Genomic DNA, 15899 nt, shown 5'->3' with positions numbered 1-15899 from the left:
AGCCACCAGGAGTTGTGTGTAATGAGGTGCGGTAACGCCGGCAGAGCTGGAAAGGGTATTGGAGAAATCAAAGCGGCTGAGCAATACGAATTACTACCCAAAGCAGGCGGGGCGATGAAATTCCTCTACTTCGTCATAGCTATTGCTCAGTCCGTGATTATTGCTGGGTCTGCGATATTGAGAAGACGGTCCTGGGGTGAACTGGACTTTCCCGCTAGTGATCCACATCGACCCTCTCTCTTGGACATCTCCGGGTACTTGTTCCTGCTATGGCTGGCGAGTATCGCGGTAGCAGCCATCCTTGCCATGCGTGACAAGCCGAATCGGTCACGGGTCTTCTTGCTCCTCGTGGTCTTGCTTCCGTTCCTTGAGTTTTGGGGCTGGTTTATCTACTCATTCTGATTGTGCCCATGATGCAAGCCGAACACGCACCAAGCTGTGAACTTCAGTTCCACACGAATCTGCACCTATACGCCCTGGTGGCGCCCGTCGCCTTACCGGGCCGGCATACCACAGAAGACAACGATTGCACGATGGTAACGGCGCGTATCGGCGGCCACCACGGAATCACCACATTCCTATCCCCGGTGGACGCCTGGCTGTATATCGGTGAGAACGAGCCAGGGCGAGGTGCGGCGCCGGTACGGTTCGACACCGTCAACACGCGCCACTATCTCGGAATGAATCAGGGAACGCTGACCGTATTCTGTAGTCCAGTCAATTCCGGTTACGCACATGAAGCCCCACCCTCTCCCGCAAGCGGGAGAGGGTGCAAGCACCCCGGCAGTGCGGGAGTCCATCGTACATGAACGGCTATGGGGCGGCGGTGAACGGTGCATTCGGAAATGGCAGAGGCGGGCAATCCAATTAGCGGCGATCATGCAGTCTGATCCTGTCCGCATCCCGAGCCACCATGCACGTCCATCTGCAGTCCCACATGCACGTCAGCCTGCAGCAGCTGTTGCTGGCCTTCCCGCTGTCGGTCTCTACGGCCCACGGCAGGCTGGTGCTCAGGCGCCGCGGCTATGAGCGCCTGCTGCTGCCGGGCCAGCATCTCACCATCGAACCGTTTGAAACCTTTGCGCTGCACCTGGATGGCAGCAGCACTCAGCCGGCCGCGTGCACCCTCGAAATCCAGCGCATGATTCCCGCAGCGCAACAGGAATGCCTGCACCACCGCATCTGCAAGCGGGTCTTCCTGCAACCCCATTACGCCTGGAATGCTGCGTTTATCGCGGAACGGCTGGGCATGTCCACGGCACAGTTGCGCCGCCTGCTGTTTTCGCAGGGCACGGCGCTGACCGACCTGTGCCGCACGCAACGGCTGATGCGGTTGCTGTTCGAGGTCATGGCCGGTGATGCCGGCATTGGCGAAGCCCGGCGGCGCGTCGGCTGGCCAGCCAGCAGTGATCTGGACTGCGCTTTCTACGACCGCTTCGGCTTATCGATGGAAGCTGCCAGCCGGTTGGCGGTAGCACGCGCAGCGCAGCGGCAGCGCTCGGTCGCCTGACTCGTTCCCAAAAATCTACCTGACGTTCGCAAGCTTCCGGGATCAGGTCCCGGATGCGAGGGTGCCGGCCCCTGCGAATTGCGCCCGCCAGAGTGTACTGAGCGCCGCGCTTTGCGAGATAATCCGCCCTTACGCTGCGGAATGATGTCATGCGCTTTGATCTGGTCGACCTGAAACTGTTCACGCATATTGCGGAGGCCCAGAGCCTGACCGGCGGTGCGCAACGCTCGCACCTGTCGCTAGCCGCGGCCAGCACGCGCATCAAGAACCTCGAGGAACACGTCGGCGTCAAGCTGCTGAGCCGCAGCAGCCAGGGCGTGAAGGTGACCGGGGCAGGCGAGACCCTGCTCGCCCATGCGCGCCGCGTGCTGCGCCAGCTGGAGCAACTGAGCGGCGATCTGCAGGAATATGCGGCGGGCGTGAAAGGCCATGTGCGCGTGTTCGCCAACACCACCGCGATGAGCGAGTTCCTGCCGGCGGTGCTGCGCAGTTACCTCGTCAGCCATCCGGACGTGACCATCGACATGCACGAGCGCCTGAGCCCGGATATCGTGCGCGCGGTGCAGGAGGGCATGGTGGATATCGGCATCATTGCCGGCAACGTGCGCACGGAAGGGCTGGAGGTGATGCCTTACCGGCGCGACCGCCTGGTGCTGGCCACCGCGCTGAGCCATCCGCTGGCCGAGCGCGGCAGCGTGGATTTCATCGATACGCTGGACTACGACTTCATCGGCCTGCCCGAGGCCAGCGCGATCCACAATTTCCTGTTGCGGGCCGCGACCGACCTGCAGCGCACGCTGCGCTGGCGCGTGCAGGTCAGCAACTTCGAGACCGCCTGCCGGATGATCGAGGCCAATGTCGGCGTCGGCGTGTTGCCGGAGACTACCGCCAGCCGCCATGCGAAGACGATGGCGCTGCGCATCGTCCAGCTCAACGATGAATGGGCCGAGCGCAAGCTGCAGATATGCGTGGCCGACCTCGGCGCCTTGCCGCTGTTTGCGCGCAAGCTGGTGGACCTGCTGGTCGAGGACGGCCTGGGGCGCCAGGACTGAGGGCGCCCGGCGGACTAGGCCTTGTCCGCCAGCATCTGCCGCAGCTGGTGCTTCAGCAGCTTGCCGCTGGCTGTGGTGGGGATCGAGGCCACGCGCAGGATCCGCTCCGGGCGCTTGTACGGCGACAGGCGGTCGACCAGGTAGTCGTGCAGCGCCTGCGCGTCGAATTTCTCGCCATCCCTGATCTCGACGAAGGCGATCACTTCCTCGTTGCCGTCCGCGGTGGGCTGCCCGATGACGGCCGACACGCGCACGGACGGATGCGTGTTGATGACCGATTCGACTTCGATCGGGTAGACATTGAAGCCCGAGCGGATGATCAGATCCTTGGTGCGGCCGACGATGAACAGCGCGCCGTCGGGGTCCAGCCGGCCGATGTCGCCGGTATTGAGCCAGCCGTCGGGCCGCAGGGCCTCGGCGCTCAGGTCCGGTGCGCGGTAGTAGCCGCGCATCACGCCGGGCCCCCTGATCCATAGCTCACCGGGTTCCCCCGGCGGCACCGGATTGCCTTCCGGCCCGACTACCCGCAGTTCTGCGCCTTCGACGATCTCGCCGGCCGAGCAATCGGTGCGCGGCCGGTCCATGCGGGTCACGAACAGCGACCCCGCATATTCGGTCATGCCGTAGCCATGGTGCAGCGGCTGGCCGAACATCGCCTCGACGTCGTGCTTGAGCGTCGGATCAAGCGGCCCGCCGCCGGTGTAGAGATAGCGCAGCCGCGGCGAAGGCTGCAGGGGCGTGCCCGTTGCCCGCACATGGGCGACGATGCGGTTGAACATCGTCGGCACGCCCTGCAGCAGCGTGATCGCACCCTGCCGGATCGCGGCGGCGACGTCTGCGGCATTGAAGCGCGCGCTCAGGTACAGGCTGGCGCCGGCCTGCAGGGTCGAGACCAGCAGCGTCCCCAGCCCGAACACATGCGACATCGGCATGACCGCATAGGCGCAGTCGTCTGCCTGCATGCGGCGCGACTCCACCGTGACGCGCGCAAAGTGCAGCAAGCCCCGGTGGGTCACCATCACGCCCTTGGGCTGTCCGGTGGTGCCGGAGGTGTAGATCAACGCGGCGACGTCACGCGCCAGTGCTTCGGGCTCGCGCTCGCCGGCCTCGTCGACAGCGCCTGCCATCAGCGGGCCGAGGCCGGCCGGGGCAATCTCCCTGGCCCGGTAGCGCACGCCGTGCCGCAGGGCATCGGGCGACACCGCGTGGGTGAACAGCATCAGGCGCGGCTGGCAGTGGGCGCGGATCACCTCGATTTCCCGCTCCGACAGGCGAGCGTTGACAACGACCGGCCACGCGCCCAGTTCCGACAAGGCGAACACCAGCGTGATCACCGCCAGGCAGTTCTCGGCCGTGATCAGCACCCGATCGCCGGTCCCGACGCCCTGCGCTTGCAGGTAGCGCTGCGCATCCTCGATGCCCGCCCACAGCTGCGCGTAGGTGGTGGTCCGGCCTTCCTCGAAGACTGCCACATGGCCGGGGGTCTCGGCAGCCCAGTGGCGAGGGATGTCGCTGATCCGTGGTGGGGTGTCTCGGTCCGGTGGCATCTCGCGGGAGTCCTTGTGCTGGAAAAACCGTTCGGCAAGGCGGGGGCCAGCCGAACGGCGCCAGTGTATGTGCGCCCGTTGCACGGTGCAATCGGTAATCCGCAAAGGCGGATTTCTTCTCTGCCGAAAGCCGCCTGGCCGCTTACACCACGCGCCTGGCGCGCAGTGCTTCCAGTTGCTGCGGGCTCAGCTTCAGGTACTCGCGCAGCACCTCGTCGGTGTGCTGGCCCAGCGCGGGCGGGGCATAGCGCAGCGTCGGGGGCGTCTCCGACAGACGCAGCGGGCTGGCCGCGGTGACCACCTGGTTCACTGGCTCGCCTGCGGGCGGCTGTGCTCCCGGATAGCGCTCTTGCTCGACGCGCAGGCCTCGGTGCAGCACATGGGGGTCGGCGTGGGCCTGGGCGATGTTGTTGATGGGGCCGCAAGGCACGGAATTGGCTTCCAGCAGCGTGACCCATTGCGCCGTGGAGCGGGTGCGCGTGAGCTCCATCATCATCGCGATCAGCGTCTTGCGGTTGTTGACGCGGCCGGTGTTGGTGGCATAACGCTCGTCGCGCGCCCAGTCCACGCCCGCGGCGTCGCAGAAGCGTGCGAACTGCCCGTCGTTGCCGATGGCCAGCAGCATATTGCCGTCGGCGGTCGGGAAGTCCTGGTAGGGCACCACGCTGGGGTGGATATTGCCCTGGCGCCGGGGCACGTCGCCTGCGTTCAGGAAGCCCGCGCCCTGGTTGGCCAGCACCGCCATCGCCACATCCAGCAGGGCGATGTCGATATGCTGGCCGCGGCCGGTGAAGTGGCGCGCCTCCAGCGCGCTCAGGATCGCGGTGGTGGCGTACATGCCGGTGAACAGGTCGATCACGGCTACGCCTACCTTCATAGGGCCGCCGCCGGGCTCGCCGTCGGCGTGGCCGGTGATGCTCATCAGGCCGCTCATGGCCTGGATCAGCAGGTCGTAGCCGGGCCGCGCCGCGTAGGGACCGGTGTGGCCAAACCCCGTGACCGAGCAGTAGATCAGGCGCGGGTTGAGCGCGCTCAGGCTGTCATAGTCCAGCCCGTAGCGCTTGAGGCCGCCGGTCTTGAAGTTCTCCACCACCACATCGCTCTGCCGGGCCAGTTCGCGGATCAGCTCCTGTCCCTCCGGCGTGGCCATGTCCACCGTGACCGAGCGCTTGTTGCGGTTGGCGGCGGTGAAATAGCAAGCCTGCCGGGTCGGTGCGCCGGCCTCGTCGGCGAGGAACGGAGGCCCCCAGTGGCGCGTATCGTCGCCTTCGCCGGGCTTTTCGATCTTGATCACGTCGGCGCCCATGTCCGCCAGGTTCTGGGTGGACCACGGCCCGGCCAGCACGCGCGAGAGGTCGAGCACGCGCAGGTGGCTCAGGGCGCCGGTGCGGGGGGAGGGGGGAGGAAGGCCAGTGGCCGGCGTAGCGGTGGAATCTGTCATGTCAGGTCAGGCGGTCTCAAGGCACGCTGCCCGTCCTGGGGACGGGCAGCGTTGCGCGTGGGCATGGGTCAGGCGTCCTGGAACGGGTTCCTAGGCGCCGCGGGCTTCACGGATCATGTTGCGCGCGATGATGACCTGCTGGATCTGCGTGGTGCCCTCATACAGGCGGAACAGGCGCACATCGCGGTAGAAGCGCTCGATGCCGAACTCGGAAATATAGCCGGAACCGCCGAGAATCTGTACCGCGCGGTCCGCCACGCGGCCCACCATCTCGGTGGCGAACATCTTGCAGCATGAGGCCTCCGTGGAGACGTTCCTGCCTTCGTCGCGGCGGCGCGCGGCATCGATCACCATGCATTCGGCGGCATAGAGCTCGGCCTGGCTGTCGGCCAGCATGGCCTGGATCAGCTGGAACTCGCAGATCGGCTGGCCGAACTGCTGGCGCTCCAGCGCGTAGTTCAGCGCGTCGCGCAGCACGCGCCTGGCCACCCCGACGCTGACCGCCGCAATGTGCAGCCGGCCCTTGTCGAGCACCTTCATCGCCGTCTTGAAGCCCTGGCCTTCCTTCAGGCCGATCAGGTTCTCGGCCGGTACGCGCACGTTGTCGAAGATCACGTCACAGGTGTGCGCGCCTTTCTGTCCCATCTTCACGTCGCGCTTGCCGAAGCTGATGCCCGGTGTCCTGGCATCGACGATAAATGCCGAGACGCCGGCCGAGCCCTTGATTTCAGGGTTGGTACGCGCCATCAGCGTGAACATGCCGGCCTGCGGCGCATTGGTGATAAAGCGCTTGGTGCCGTTGACCACGTAGTGGTCGCCATCCCTGACCGCGGTGGTGCGCAGCGAACCGGCGTCCGAGCCGGCTTCCGGTTCGGTCAGGGCAAACGAGGCCAGGATCTCGCCGGTGGCCAGGCGGGGCAGCCAGGCGGCCTGCTGCTCCGGCGTGCCGTCCATCAGGATGCCCTGCGAGCCGATGCCCACGGTGGTGCCCAGCAGCGAGCGGAAGGCCGGCGAGGTCTGGCACAGCTCCATGACCACGCGCACTTCCTCTTCCATGGTCAGCTCCAGGCCGCCAAAGCGCTCGGGGATGGTCATGCCGAACAGTCCCATCTCGCGCATGTCCTGCACGATGTCCTGCGGGATTTCGTCGGTCTCGGCGACCAGCGCCTCGGCGGGCACCAGGCGTTCGCGCACAAAGCGGCGCACGCTGTCGAGCAGGGCTTCGAGGATGTCGTTATCGCGGATCATGTCAGTTCTTCCTGGATGTCGGGTCGGTGTCGGTTCGCGGGTGGCGGGGCAGTCAGTCCAGCGTCACGCCCTTGAGCACGCTGGCCCACTGCGTGCGCTCGCGCGCGGCGGTGTTCACGACGTCCTGCGTGGTGCCGCTCCACTGTTCGTAGCCCAGCTCGGCATAGCGCTTCCTGAGCTCCGCGTCTTCCACGGCCTGCCGCACTGCCGCAGCCAGCTTCTGGGTCTGCTCAGGGGTTACGCCCTTGGGGGCGTAGATGGCGTACCAGCCGCCGGCTTCGTAGTCCTTGAGGCCGGCAATCCCGGATTCGCGGAAGGTGGGCACGCCGGGCAGCGATGCGCTGCGCTTGGGCGAGCCCACGGCGATGGGCTTGACCTTGCCGCTCTGCACATAGCCGCTGGCGGTGCTGATGATGTCGAACATCACGTCGATCTGGCCGCCGATGGTATCGGTCATGGCGGGGGCATTGCCCTTGTACGGAATATGGTTCAGCTCGACCTGCGCCTGCCGGGCGAACAGGGCCATGGCGACATGGTTGGAGCTGCCCACGCCCGAGGAGCCGTAGCTGAGCTTGCCGGGATGCGCCTTGGCGTAGGCAACCAGGTCCTGGGTGCCCTTGAACGGCTCCTTGACGTTGGCCACCAGCATGTTGTAGTAGCGCGCCACCGGTGCCACCGGGGTGAGGTCCTTCGCCGGGTCGTACGGCAGGCTCTTCATGATGTTGGGCGCGACCGTCAGCGCCGCGCTGGCGGCGAACCACAGCGTGGCGCCATCGGGCTTGGCGCGGACCACTTCATAGCCGGCCAGCGTGGCATTGGCGCCGGGCTTGTTGTCGACGATGACGTTGGCGTTGAGCGCCTTGCCCAACGCCACCGCAAACAGGCGCGCGGCCTGGTCGGCGGGGCCGCCGGCCGCATAGCCGACCACAAGGCGCACCGGCTGGCCGTTGGGCTGCGCCGAGGCAGGGGGAGTGGCCAGGGTTGCGCCGCACAGGGCCAGGGCGGCCAGCATGGCGTGGCGGCGTGAGGTGGAAATCAAGATACTTCTCCTACGTAAAGCAAAGAGCCGATGGCAAAAGCCGAAAAGCAAAAGGCAGGCGAGCCCCCGCCGTCGCGCACGGGGGCTGTAACGGTGAATGAAGTGGGTTTTCTCAGTAGCGTTCGAAGACCGCGGCAATACCCTGGCCGCCGCCGATGCACATGGTTTCCAGGCCATAGCGGCCGCCGCGGCGCTGCAGTTCGTGCAGCAGCGTGGCCAGGATGCGCACGCCGGTGGCGCCGATCGGATGGCCCAGCGAGATGCCCGAGCCGTTCACGTTCAGCTTCTGCTCGATCGCGTCCTGGTCATGCCATTCCCAGCCCTTGAGCACCGCCAGCACCTGGCAGGCGAAGGCTTCGTTCAGCTCGACCAGGTCCATCTGGTCCAGCGTCAGGTTCAGGCGCGCCAGCAGCTTCTTCACCGCGGGCACCGGGCCGATGCCCATGTGCGAGGGCTCGCAGCCAGCGGCCGCCCAGCCCACCAGCGAGGCCATGGGGGTGAGGCCCAGTTCGGCCAGCTTGTCTTCGGCCACGATCAGGCAGGCGGCCGAGGCGTCGTTCTGCTGGCTGGCGTTGCCGGCGGTGACGGTACCGTTCGGCATCAGCGTGCGCAGCTTGCCCAGGCTTTCACGGGTGGTTTCCGGGCGGAAGCCTTCGTCGCGCGCGAACCGCACCGGATCGCCCTTGCGCTGGGGCACCTGCACGGGCACGACCTCGGCATCGAAGCGGCCGGCCTCCCAGGCTGCCGCGGCGCGTGCGTGGCTGCGGGCGGCGAAGACATCGGCCGCATCGCGGCTGATGTCGTAGTCGCGCGCCAGGTTCTCGGCGGTCTCGATCATCCCGGAGATCTTGCCGAAGCGCTCGACCGGCTGGGAGCGTTCACGGCCGCGGTCGAGGCGGTCGAAGAAGCGCACATTGCCCGAGCGCGCGCCCCAGCGCATGTCGGTGGTGTAGTACTCGATATTGCTCATGCTCTCGACGCCGCCCGCGATCACCACGTCGGCGGCGCCGCTTTGCACCATCATCGAGGCCGTGACGATGGCCTGCAGGCCGCCGCCGCAGCGGCGGTCCAGCTGCATGCCCGGCACCTCGACCGGCAGGCCGGCCTGCAGCGCGGCCCAGCGGCCGACGCAGGGCACTTCGCTGTTGGCGTAGGACTGGGCAAAGACCACGTCATCGATACGCGCGGGATCGATGCCGCTGCGTTCCACCACGGCGCGCACGGCGGTGGCGGCCAGTTCCTCCACGGGCACCGGGCGCAGGCTGCCGCCGAAGGTGCCGACGGGCGTGCGGAGGGGAGTGACGATTGCAGCTCTGCGCATGGAAGTCTCCTTGGAACTCTGTGTTGGGGTAAGCAAATAAGTCAGTTGGCCAGCGTGTGCCCGGGAAGGGCGACGAAGACCGCGCCGCACTGGCGCAGCAGGGCGTGGGCCTGGCGTTCCAGGTCCTCGCGGTGTTCGGGGGCGGCAATGTCCAGCATGCGGCGCACGCGCTGCGACAGTGTCTGGCCGCGCAGGTCGGCCACGCCGTGTTCGGTGACGATCAGGCCCGCGTCCGAGCGGGGCGTGCTGACCGGGCCGGACAACTGCGCCACGATGCGGCTCGCGCCCTTGGCGGTTGCCGGCAGCGCGACGATGGGCAGGCCGCCGCGGCTGCGCGCGGCGCCACGCAGGAAGTCCACTGCACCGCCGACGGCGCCGACATAGACGCCGGCGGCGACTTCGGCGTTCACCTGGCCGGTGAGGTCGACCTCGATGGCGGAGTTGATGGCGGTCAGCTTGTCGACGCTGGCCAGGACCTCGGGGTGATGGGTATAGGCGGTCTCGCGCAGCTGCAGCTGCGGATTGCGGTGGGCCCAGCGCCGCAGCCGTTCGCTGCCCATCAGGATGCCGGCAATGCCCACGCCCGTATCGATGCTCTTGCGTGCGTTGGTCAGCACCCCGGCTTCGGCCAGCGCCGCAATGCCGTCGCCGATCGCGCCACTGTGCAGCCCCAGGTCGCGGTGACCATGCAGCGCAGCCACCACGGCCTCAGGCAGGTTGCCTATGCCCATCTGCAGGGTGGCGCCATCCTCCACCCAGCCGGCGATGTGGCGGGCGATGGCCTGTTCGGCCGGGCCGGGCGCGCTGCGGTCAAGGCTGATCGGCGGGTGCAGCGCTTCGACCTGCAGGTCGATGTCGTCCGCGCTCAGGTAGCAGCTGCCGTGGGTCCACGGCACCTCCGGGTTTACCTCGGCGATGATGACGCGGGCGCGGTCGAGCGCCGCGGGGAGGTATTCATGCACCAGCCCCAGGCTGTGGCGCCCCTGCTCGTCTGCGGGCGAGACCTGCACCAGCGCCACGTCCGCCCGCAGCGTGCCCTGGCGGATCAGCCCGGGCAGGTGCGAATAGTGGCTGGGCACGATGTCCAGCACGCCGGCCCTGGCCAGTTGCCGGTGCGGGCCGCTGGCGGCGTAGCCGAAGAAGTCGAGCACGTCGGCCTGGGCCGGCTGCAGGGTGTCTGACTGCCCGATGCCGACAAAGACACTGAGCCGTCCGCCCTGGGCGATGGCGTGGCGGTGCTCCACCAGCGCGCGCGTCAGCGTCAGCGGCTCGGCGGTGGCCTGCCCCCACCAGATATGGTCTCCGGGGCGGATCAGGGCTTGCAGGCGGGAGGCGAGGGTGTGCATGTCCACGGGGCAGCGGTCAGTCGGCGCATGCGCCAGATAGCCCGGAGCATGTCTCCAAAGCGTGGTTTGCGCTATTTGACAATGCCAATGGTGGACTTTGGCGAAAGCGAAAGGACTTGGCCGTCGCCGGGACTTAACCGCGGTGGAAGGCGCGCTTTCGGAAAGGCTGATTGTCCACGCGGCCGAACGCCGCGAACATTGCGGTCATCACAAGGAGGCGGCCGTCCGCCAGAGACCGAACGCAAGCCAAGCGCCATGATCGAACAGACCCAATCGAACAACTTCCAAGAAATCCGCGACGCCATCCGCGCGCTTTGCGCCGAGTTTCCCGATGAGTACTTCCGCAAGGTGGACGAGCAGCGCGCCTATCCCGAGGCCTTCGTCAATGCGCTGACCGCGGCGGGCTGGCTGGCGGCGCTGATCCCGCAGGAGTACGGTGGTTCCGGCCTGGGCCTGACCGAAGCCTCGGTCATCATGGAAGAGATCAACCGCTGCGGCGGCAACTCCGGCGCCTGCCACGGCCAGATGTACAACATGGGCACGTTGCTGCGGCACGGCTCCAAGGCGCAGAAGGAAAAGTACCTGCCGAAGATTGCCTCGGGGGAATGGCGCCTGCAGTCCATGGGCGTGACCGAGCCCACCACCGGCACGGACACCACCAAGATCAAGACCTCGGCGGTCAAGAAGGACGGACGCTACGTCATCAACGGCCAGAAGGTCTGGATCAGCCGCGTCCAGCACAGCGACTTCATGATCCTGCTGGCGCGCACCACGCCGCTGGCCGAGGTGAAGAAGAAGAGCGAGGGGATGTCCATCTTCATGGTGGACCTGCACGAGGCGCAGAAGAAGGGCCTGACCGTGCGCCCGATCCCCAATATGGTCAACCACGAGACCAATGAACTGTTCTTCGAGGACCTGGAAATCCCCGAGGAAAACCTGATCGGTGAAGAGGGCAAGGGCTTCAAGTACATCCTCGACGGCCTGAACGCCGAGCGCACGCTGATTGCGGCCGAGTGCATCGGCGACGGCTATTGGTTCATCGACCGCGTGACCAAGTACGTCAAGGAACGCGAGGTCTTCGGCCGCCCCATCGGCCAGAACCAGGGCGTGCAGTTCCCGATCGCCGAGACCTTTATCGAGCTGGAAGCGGCGAACCTGATGCGCTGGAAAGCTTGCGAACTGTTTGACAAGCACGAGCCCATGGGGGCCCAGGCCAACATGGCCAAGTACCTGGCGGCCAAGGCCAGCTGGGAGGCCGGCAACGCCTGCCTGCAGTTCCACGGTGGCTTCGGCTTTGCCTGCGAATACGACGTGGAGCGCAAGTTCCGGGAAACGCGGCTGTACCAGGTGGCACCGATCTCCACCAACCTGATCTACTCTTTCGTCGCCGAACACGTCCTGGGCCTGCCGCGCTCATTCTGAGCGATGGACGGCGCGCCAGCCCCAACGCTCAAGGGGCTGGCCGGATGGAACCCCGGCAGCAACGGCGCCGGGGGTTCCGCTTCGCCCCAGGCCCCCGAATTTCCCTCCCTGCCTCCTCTCTTCGTCCGCGCAGCCGGATCCAGGCCGACCCTCAGATCGGAAACTGCGTCGTCGACAGCACCTGCTTGAGCACCATGAACGAGCGAATCTGCCGCACGCCCGGCAGGTAGAGCAACTGCTCCGCGTGGAGGCGGTTGAAGCTCTCGCTGTCCTTCGTCCTGAGCATCATGATGTAGTCGAACTCGCCGGTGACTTCATGGCATTCCATACAGCCTGATACCTTCTGCGCCGCTTTCTCAAAGGCGGCGAACGATTCGGGCGTGGACCTGTCCAGCACGACCCCGATGATGACCAGCATCCCCGCGTCCAGGGGAGCCGGGTTAAGCAGCGCCACGACGCCGCGGATCAGGCCATCCGCTTTCAGGCGTTCCACGCGGCGCAGGCATGCGGGCGGGCTGAGGCTGACCTTGGCCGCTAGGGCCAGGTTGGAGATGGACGCATCGCGCTGCAAGGCGCGGAGGATGGCCTTGTCCGTGCGATCCAGCACCGGCGCGGGCTGCGGGGAGGTCTCGGATTTCGTACGAAATTTTATTCTGGATGTGGCCATTTTTACGGAATAAAGAGAATTTCGTGGTGCTTCCGGCCTTTTTATCGTGCAAGAAGTCGCAGATCTTTGCAAGCACCTTTCGTCTCAGTCTTCTTATGATGATTCCAGATGCGGCGTCGCGCCCTCCATGCGAATGCCGGGCTTTGCGGCTGCCGCGCACCCGCATGCCAACCACAACCTGGAGCCAGTCATGAACCTGAAGCAATTTCCGCGTCATTCCCTGACCTTCGGCCCGACGCCGATCCATCCGCTATCGCGGCTGAGCGAAAGCCTGGGTGGCAAGGTCGAGCTCTATGCCAAGCGCGAGGACTGCAACAGCGGGCTTGCCTTTGGCGGCAACAAGACGCGCAAGCTCGAATACGTCATTCCCGACGTGCTGGCGCAGGGCGCCGATACGCTGGTCTCGATCGGCGGGATCCAGTCGAACCACACGCGCCAGGTTGCCGCCATCGCGGCGCACCTGGGGCTGAAGTGCGTGCTGGTGCAGGAGAACTGGGTCAACTACTCCGACGCGGTCTATGACCGCGTGGGCAACATCCAGATGTCGCGCATCATGGGGGCCGACGTGCGCCTGGCCAGCGAAGGGTTCGACATCGGTATTCGCCCCAGCTGGGAAGAAGCCATGGAGAGCGTGCGCAAGGCGGGCGGCAAGCCCTACCCGATTCCGGCAGGCTGCTCGGAGCATCCGCTCGGCGGTCTCGGTTATGTAGGGTTCGCGGAGGAAGTGCGGGAGCAGGAAGCCGGACTCGGCTTCAGGTTCGACTACATCGTCGTCTGCTCGGTCACCGGCAGCACCCAGGCGGGCATGGTGGTGGGATTCGCTGCCGACGGTCGCGCGGACCGGGTCATCGGCATTGATGCCTCGGCGAAGCCGGAACCGACGCGCGCGCAGATCCTGCGCATCGCACGCCATACCGCGGAGCTGGTCGACCTCGGCCGCGACATCACTGAAGCGGACGTGGTGCTGGACACCCGCTATGGCGGCCCCGAATACGGCCTGCCTTCGGCGGGCACCCTGGAAGCCATCCGCCTCAGCGCTCGGCTGGAGGGCATGATGACCGACCCGGTCTACGAGGGCAAGTCCATGCAGGGCATGATCGACATGGTCCGTCGCGGCGAGTTTCCGCAAGGATCGAGAGTCCTCTTCGCACACCTGGGCGGGGTACCGGCACTGAATGCCTACAGCTTCCTCTTCAAGGACGGGTGAGTCCGTGCGCCGGATTCCCCCGATGCCCGGCTAATTGCCATCGGCCGCCTGCGCGCCGGCCCCAAAGCGCAGGCGCAGGCTCCGGTTGGCATCCTGCAGCGAACCGTCCGCCGCTTCCACCACGCGGTGCAGGTAGTCTTCGCTGGCGTCGAGCAGTGCCCCATACAGGGTGTGGCACAAGCCGCGCGCGGTGCGGCCGGGCCAGTCCTGCGGCAGCATCGCTTCGGGCAGGTTGGGGTCGCGCAGCAGCACGCGCCGGTATTCGTGCACCAGCAGCGTCCGCACGAAGAAGGCATCGGCCGGAGCAAGCCCGGCGGCCTCTTCGGCCAGCGGCGTAAAGCGGCGCAGCAGTGCCTGCCAGGCAGCGGCCACGTCGCCGAGCTTGAAGGTCTGGTGCATCAGCGCCTGCAGTGGCCGGATGGAAAACGCCTCAAGGCTGCTCGCCTCCATCACCGCCACATCGTCCTGCGCGCGTGCGGCCTGGACGATTTCGCGCAGCGAGGCGAGGTCTGCATTGGGGTGGGCCATCACCCCTGGCGCAATGGCGCCGAAGCCCTCCCACAGCAATTCCCGCTTCAGCTTCTGCCGGACCGTGGCGCGTACGTCACCGCGCACCATCACCAGGGTCCAGCGGCCATCCCATTCGGATGCCTCGCCCGCATAGATGCGCTTGCCGGCGTGCAGTACACGCTGCAAACCGGCTTCTGACAGCCCGTAGTAGCTGCGCCGCCCGATCCTGGTCGCGGCCAGCCAGTCGTCGGCGGTCAGGCGGAAGGTGGCGGTTCGCACCAGCCGGTCATTGATGCCGAACGGCGCCGCCAGCCGGATCAGGCTGCCCAGCCAGATTGCCTGCGGCCGCGGCGCCACCACATCGCCGAACAAGGTCAGCAGCATGGAATTGGCGCCCAGCTTCAGCCCGCGTGCCAGCCGCGCCACGCGGGGAGAAACCGGATCTGTGCCTGGCGTCGCCATCGGCCTGCTCCCTGAAGTGATACACAAATGCAGATTGATTGAATCAAAGTGTATCACTACCATCCGTTGCAACTGACGATGTTGATGCAGGTCAAGACCCCGATTCAGAGCAACCAAGAGCGGAGCAAAGGATGTACGCACAGCTGGTGGAGACAGGAGCGACGAGGCTTCGCGCCATGGAAGAAATGGAGCCGCAGGAACGCGAGTTCCAGGCGCGCGTCGATGCCGGGATCAAGATCGAGGCCAAGGACTGGATGCCCGAGGCCTATCGCAAGACCCTGGTCCGCCAGATCTCGCAGCATGCGCATTCGGAGATCGTGGGCCAGCTGCCGGAAGGCAACTGGGTCACCCGCGCGCCGACGCTGGAGCGCAAGGCAGTCTTGCTGGCCAAGATCCAGGACGAGGCTGGCCATGGCCTGTATCTCTACAGCGCGGCCGAGACGCTGGGCGTGTCGCGCGACCAGATGCTGGGCGACCTGCACACCGGCAAGGCCAAGTATTCCAGCATCTTCAACTACCCGACGCTGAGCTGGGCCGATATCGGCATGATCGGCTGGCTGGTCGACGGCTCGGCCATCATCAACCAGGTGCCGCTGTGCCGCTGTTCGTTCGGCCCGTATGCGCGCGCCATGGTGCGCGTGTGCAAGGAAGAGTCGTTCCACCAGCGCCAGGGCTACGACATCCTGCTGTCACTGTGCAACGGCACCCCCGAGCAGAAGCAGATGGCGCAGGACGCGCTCAACCGCTGGTGGTGGCCGGCGCTGATGATGTTCGGCCCGTCCGACGGCGATTCGCCCAACAGCGCGCAATCCATGCAATGGCGCATCAAGCTGTTCTCCAATGACGAGCTGCGCCAGAAGATGGTCGACCAGACCGTGCCGCAGGCCGAGTACCTGGGTTTGACCATTCCCGATCCCGAGCTGAAGTGGAACGAGGAGCGCGGCCACTATGACTTCGGCGAGATCGACTGGTCCGAGTTCTACAACGTCATCCAGGGCAACGGCCCCTGCAACCGCGACCGCCTGCGCACCCGCGTCAAGGCCTGGGAAGAGGGCGCGTGGTTCCGCGACGCCCTGGTGACCCACGCCGACAAGCAGGCCCAGCGCGCCGCCGCCTGACGCCGCGGC

Annotated in this window: 14 protein-coding genes; 6 read left to right on the top strand and 8 right to left on the bottom strand. The window is 66.3% G+C overall.

Annotated features, from left to right (window positions below):
- The 3 genes from CF68_RS38245 to CF68_RS10210 all read left to right on the top strand — a co-directional run.
- On the top strand, window positions 1–402 hold a 402-nt coding region (locus tag CF68_RS38245; protein ID WP_235205726.1), incomplete at its 5' end, for a hypothetical protein.
- Window positions 403–913: 511 nt separating this feature from the next.
- Window positions 914–1510, top strand: coding sequence for an AraC family transcriptional regulator (locus CF68_RS10215; RefSeq protein ID WP_035818111.1), 597 nt, complete (start codon window positions 914–916; stop codon window positions 1508–1510).
- 149 nt (window positions 1511–1659) lie between these two features.
- Window positions 1660–2562 carry a LysR substrate-binding domain-containing protein gene (locus CF68_RS10210; protein ID WP_011617192.1) on the top strand — a complete coding sequence of 301 codons (903 nt, stop codon included), beginning with the start codon at window positions 1660–1662 and terminating at the stop codon, window positions 2560–2562.
- A gap of 14 nt (window positions 2563–2576) precedes the next feature.
- Here the strand turns inward: CF68_RS10210 and CF68_RS10205 are convergent, their stop codons facing one another.
- The 6 genes from CF68_RS10205 to CF68_RS10180 form a co-directional block, all read right to left on the bottom strand.
- Complete coding sequence (locus CF68_RS10205; RefSeq protein ID WP_035818108.1) at window positions 2577–4109, bottom strand: class I adenylate-forming enzyme family protein; 1533 nt, start codon at window positions 4107–4109, stop codon at window positions 2577–2579.
- 142 nt (window positions 4110–4251) lie between these two features.
- Complete coding sequence (locus CF68_RS10200; RefSeq protein ID WP_035818106.1) at window positions 4252–5550, bottom strand: CaiB/BaiF CoA-transferase family protein; 1299 nt, start codon at window positions 5548–5550, stop codon at window positions 4252–4254.
- Window positions 5551–5640: 90 nt separating this feature from the next.
- Window positions 5641–6798: an acyl-CoA dehydrogenase family protein gene (locus CF68_RS10195; RefSeq protein WP_035818104.1), complete on the bottom strand. Its 1158-nt coding sequence runs from the start codon at window positions 6796–6798 to the stop codon at window positions 5641–5643.
- 52 nt (window positions 6799–6850) lie between these two features.
- Complete coding sequence (locus tag CF68_RS10190) at window positions 6851–7837, bottom strand: tripartite tricarboxylate transporter substrate binding protein (protein WP_200872550.1); 987 nt, start codon at window positions 7835–7837, stop codon at window positions 6851–6853.
- 112 nt (window positions 7838–7949) lie between these two features.
- On the bottom strand, window positions 7950–9158 hold the full coding sequence (locus CF68_RS10185) for an acetyl-CoA C-acetyltransferase (RefSeq protein ID WP_035818099.1): 1209 nt from the start codon (window positions 9156–9158) through the stop codon (window positions 7950–7952).
- Between the two features lie 41 nt (window positions 9159–9199).
- The gene (locus CF68_RS10180; RefSeq protein ID WP_035818096.1) at window positions 9200–10504 is read right to left on the bottom strand and encodes an acetyl-CoA hydrolase/transferase family protein; all 1305 of its coding nucleotides are present in this window, start codon (window positions 10502–10504) and stop codon (window positions 9200–9202) included.
- A gap of 255 nt (window positions 10505–10759) precedes the next feature.
- On the opposite strand from CF68_RS10180, the gene CF68_RS10175 reads away from it, so the two are divergent.
- Complete coding sequence (locus CF68_RS10175; RefSeq protein ID WP_035818093.1) at window positions 10760–11926, top strand: acyl-CoA dehydrogenase family protein; 1167 nt, start codon at window positions 10760–10762, stop codon at window positions 11924–11926.
- A 151-nt stretch (window positions 11927–12077) separates the two neighbouring features.
- Here the strand turns inward: CF68_RS10175 and CF68_RS10170 are convergent, their stop codons facing one another.
- Window positions 12078–12593 (bottom strand): Lrp/AsnC family transcriptional regulator, encoded by a 516-nt coding sequence (locus tag CF68_RS10170; RefSeq protein WP_013952983.1) that lies wholly within the window; start codon window positions 12591–12593, stop codon window positions 12078–12080.
- A 190-nt stretch (window positions 12594–12783) separates the two neighbouring features.
- Here CF68_RS10170 and CF68_RS10165 point away from each other — a divergent pair, with 190 nt between their 5' ends.
- Window positions 12784–13800, top strand: a complete 1017-nt coding sequence (locus CF68_RS10165; protein WP_035818145.1) for a 1-aminocyclopropane-1-carboxylate deaminase — start codon at window positions 12784–12786, stop codon at window positions 13798–13800.
- A gap of 30 nt (window positions 13801–13830) precedes the next feature.
- Here CF68_RS10165 and paaX read toward each other — a convergent pair whose 3' ends face one another.
- A complete protein-coding gene (gene paaX / locus CF68_RS10160) occupies window positions 13831–14772 on the bottom strand; it encodes a phenylacetic acid degradation operon negative regulatory protein PaaX (protein WP_035818087.1) in 942 nt (313 codons plus the stop codon).
- A gap of 131 nt (window positions 14773–14903) precedes the next feature.
- Between paaX and paaA the strand changes: the two genes are divergently transcribed.
- Window positions 14904–15890: a 1,2-phenylacetyl-CoA epoxidase subunit PaaA gene (paaA, locus tag CF68_RS10155; protein WP_035818085.1), complete on the top strand. Its 987-nt coding sequence runs from the start codon at window positions 14904–14906 to the stop codon at window positions 15888–15890.
- Window positions 15891–15899: the final 9 nt, after the last annotated feature.

Origin of the sequence: Cupriavidus sp. SK-4 (assembly GCF_000611125.1) — a bacterium.
GTDB classification, from domain to species: domain Bacteria; phylum Pseudomonadota; class Gammaproteobacteria; order Burkholderiales; family Burkholderiaceae; genus Cupriavidus; species Cupriavidus necator.
This window is presented reverse-complemented; position numbering and strand designations above follow the sequence as displayed.

Bases quoted from the DNA above. Each gene is read 5' to 3' on its own strand.
- CF68_RS10215 (WP_035818111.1), top strand. From the start codon at position 914: ATGCACGTCCATCTGCAGTCCCACATGCACGTCAGCCTGCAGCAGCTG.
- CF68_RS10210 (WP_011617192.1), top strand. From the start codon at position 1,660: ATGCGCTTTGATCTGGTCGACCTGAAACTGTTCACGCATATTGCGGAG.
- CF68_RS10205 (WP_035818108.1), bottom strand. From the start codon at position 4,109: ATGCCACCGGACCGAGACACCCCACCACGGATCAGCGACATCCCTCGC.
- CF68_RS10200 (WP_035818106.1), bottom strand. From the start codon at position 5,550: ATGACAGATTCCACCGCTACGCCGGCCACTGGCCTTCCTCCCCCCTCC.
- CF68_RS10195 (WP_035818104.1), bottom strand. From the start codon at position 6,798: ATGATCCGCGATAACGACATCCTCGAAGCCCTGCTCGACAGCGTGCGC.
- CF68_RS10185 (WP_035818099.1), bottom strand. From the start codon at position 9,158: ATGCGCAGAGCTGCAATCGTCACTCCCCTCCGCACGCCCGTCGGCACC.
- CF68_RS10180 (WP_035818096.1), bottom strand. From the start codon at position 10,504: ATGCACACCCTCGCCTCCCGCCTGCAAGCCCTGATCCGCCCCGGAGAC.
- CF68_RS10175 (WP_035818093.1), top strand. From the start codon at position 10,760: ATGATCGAACAGACCCAATCGAACAACTTCCAAGAAATCCGCGACGCC.
- CF68_RS10170 (WP_013952983.1), bottom strand. From the start codon at position 12,593: ATGGCCACATCCAGAATAAAATTTCGTACGAAATCCGAGACCTCCCCG.
- CF68_RS10165 (WP_035818145.1), top strand. From the start codon at position 12,784: ATGAACCTGAAGCAATTTCCGCGTCATTCCCTGACCTTCGGCCCGACG.
- paaX (WP_035818087.1), bottom strand. From the start codon at position 14,772: ATGGCGACGCCAGGCACAGATCCGGTTTCTCCCCGCGTGGCGCGGCTG.
- paaA (WP_035818085.1), top strand. From the start codon at position 14,904: ATGTACGCACAGCTGGTGGAGACAGGAGCGACGAGGCTTCGCGCCATG.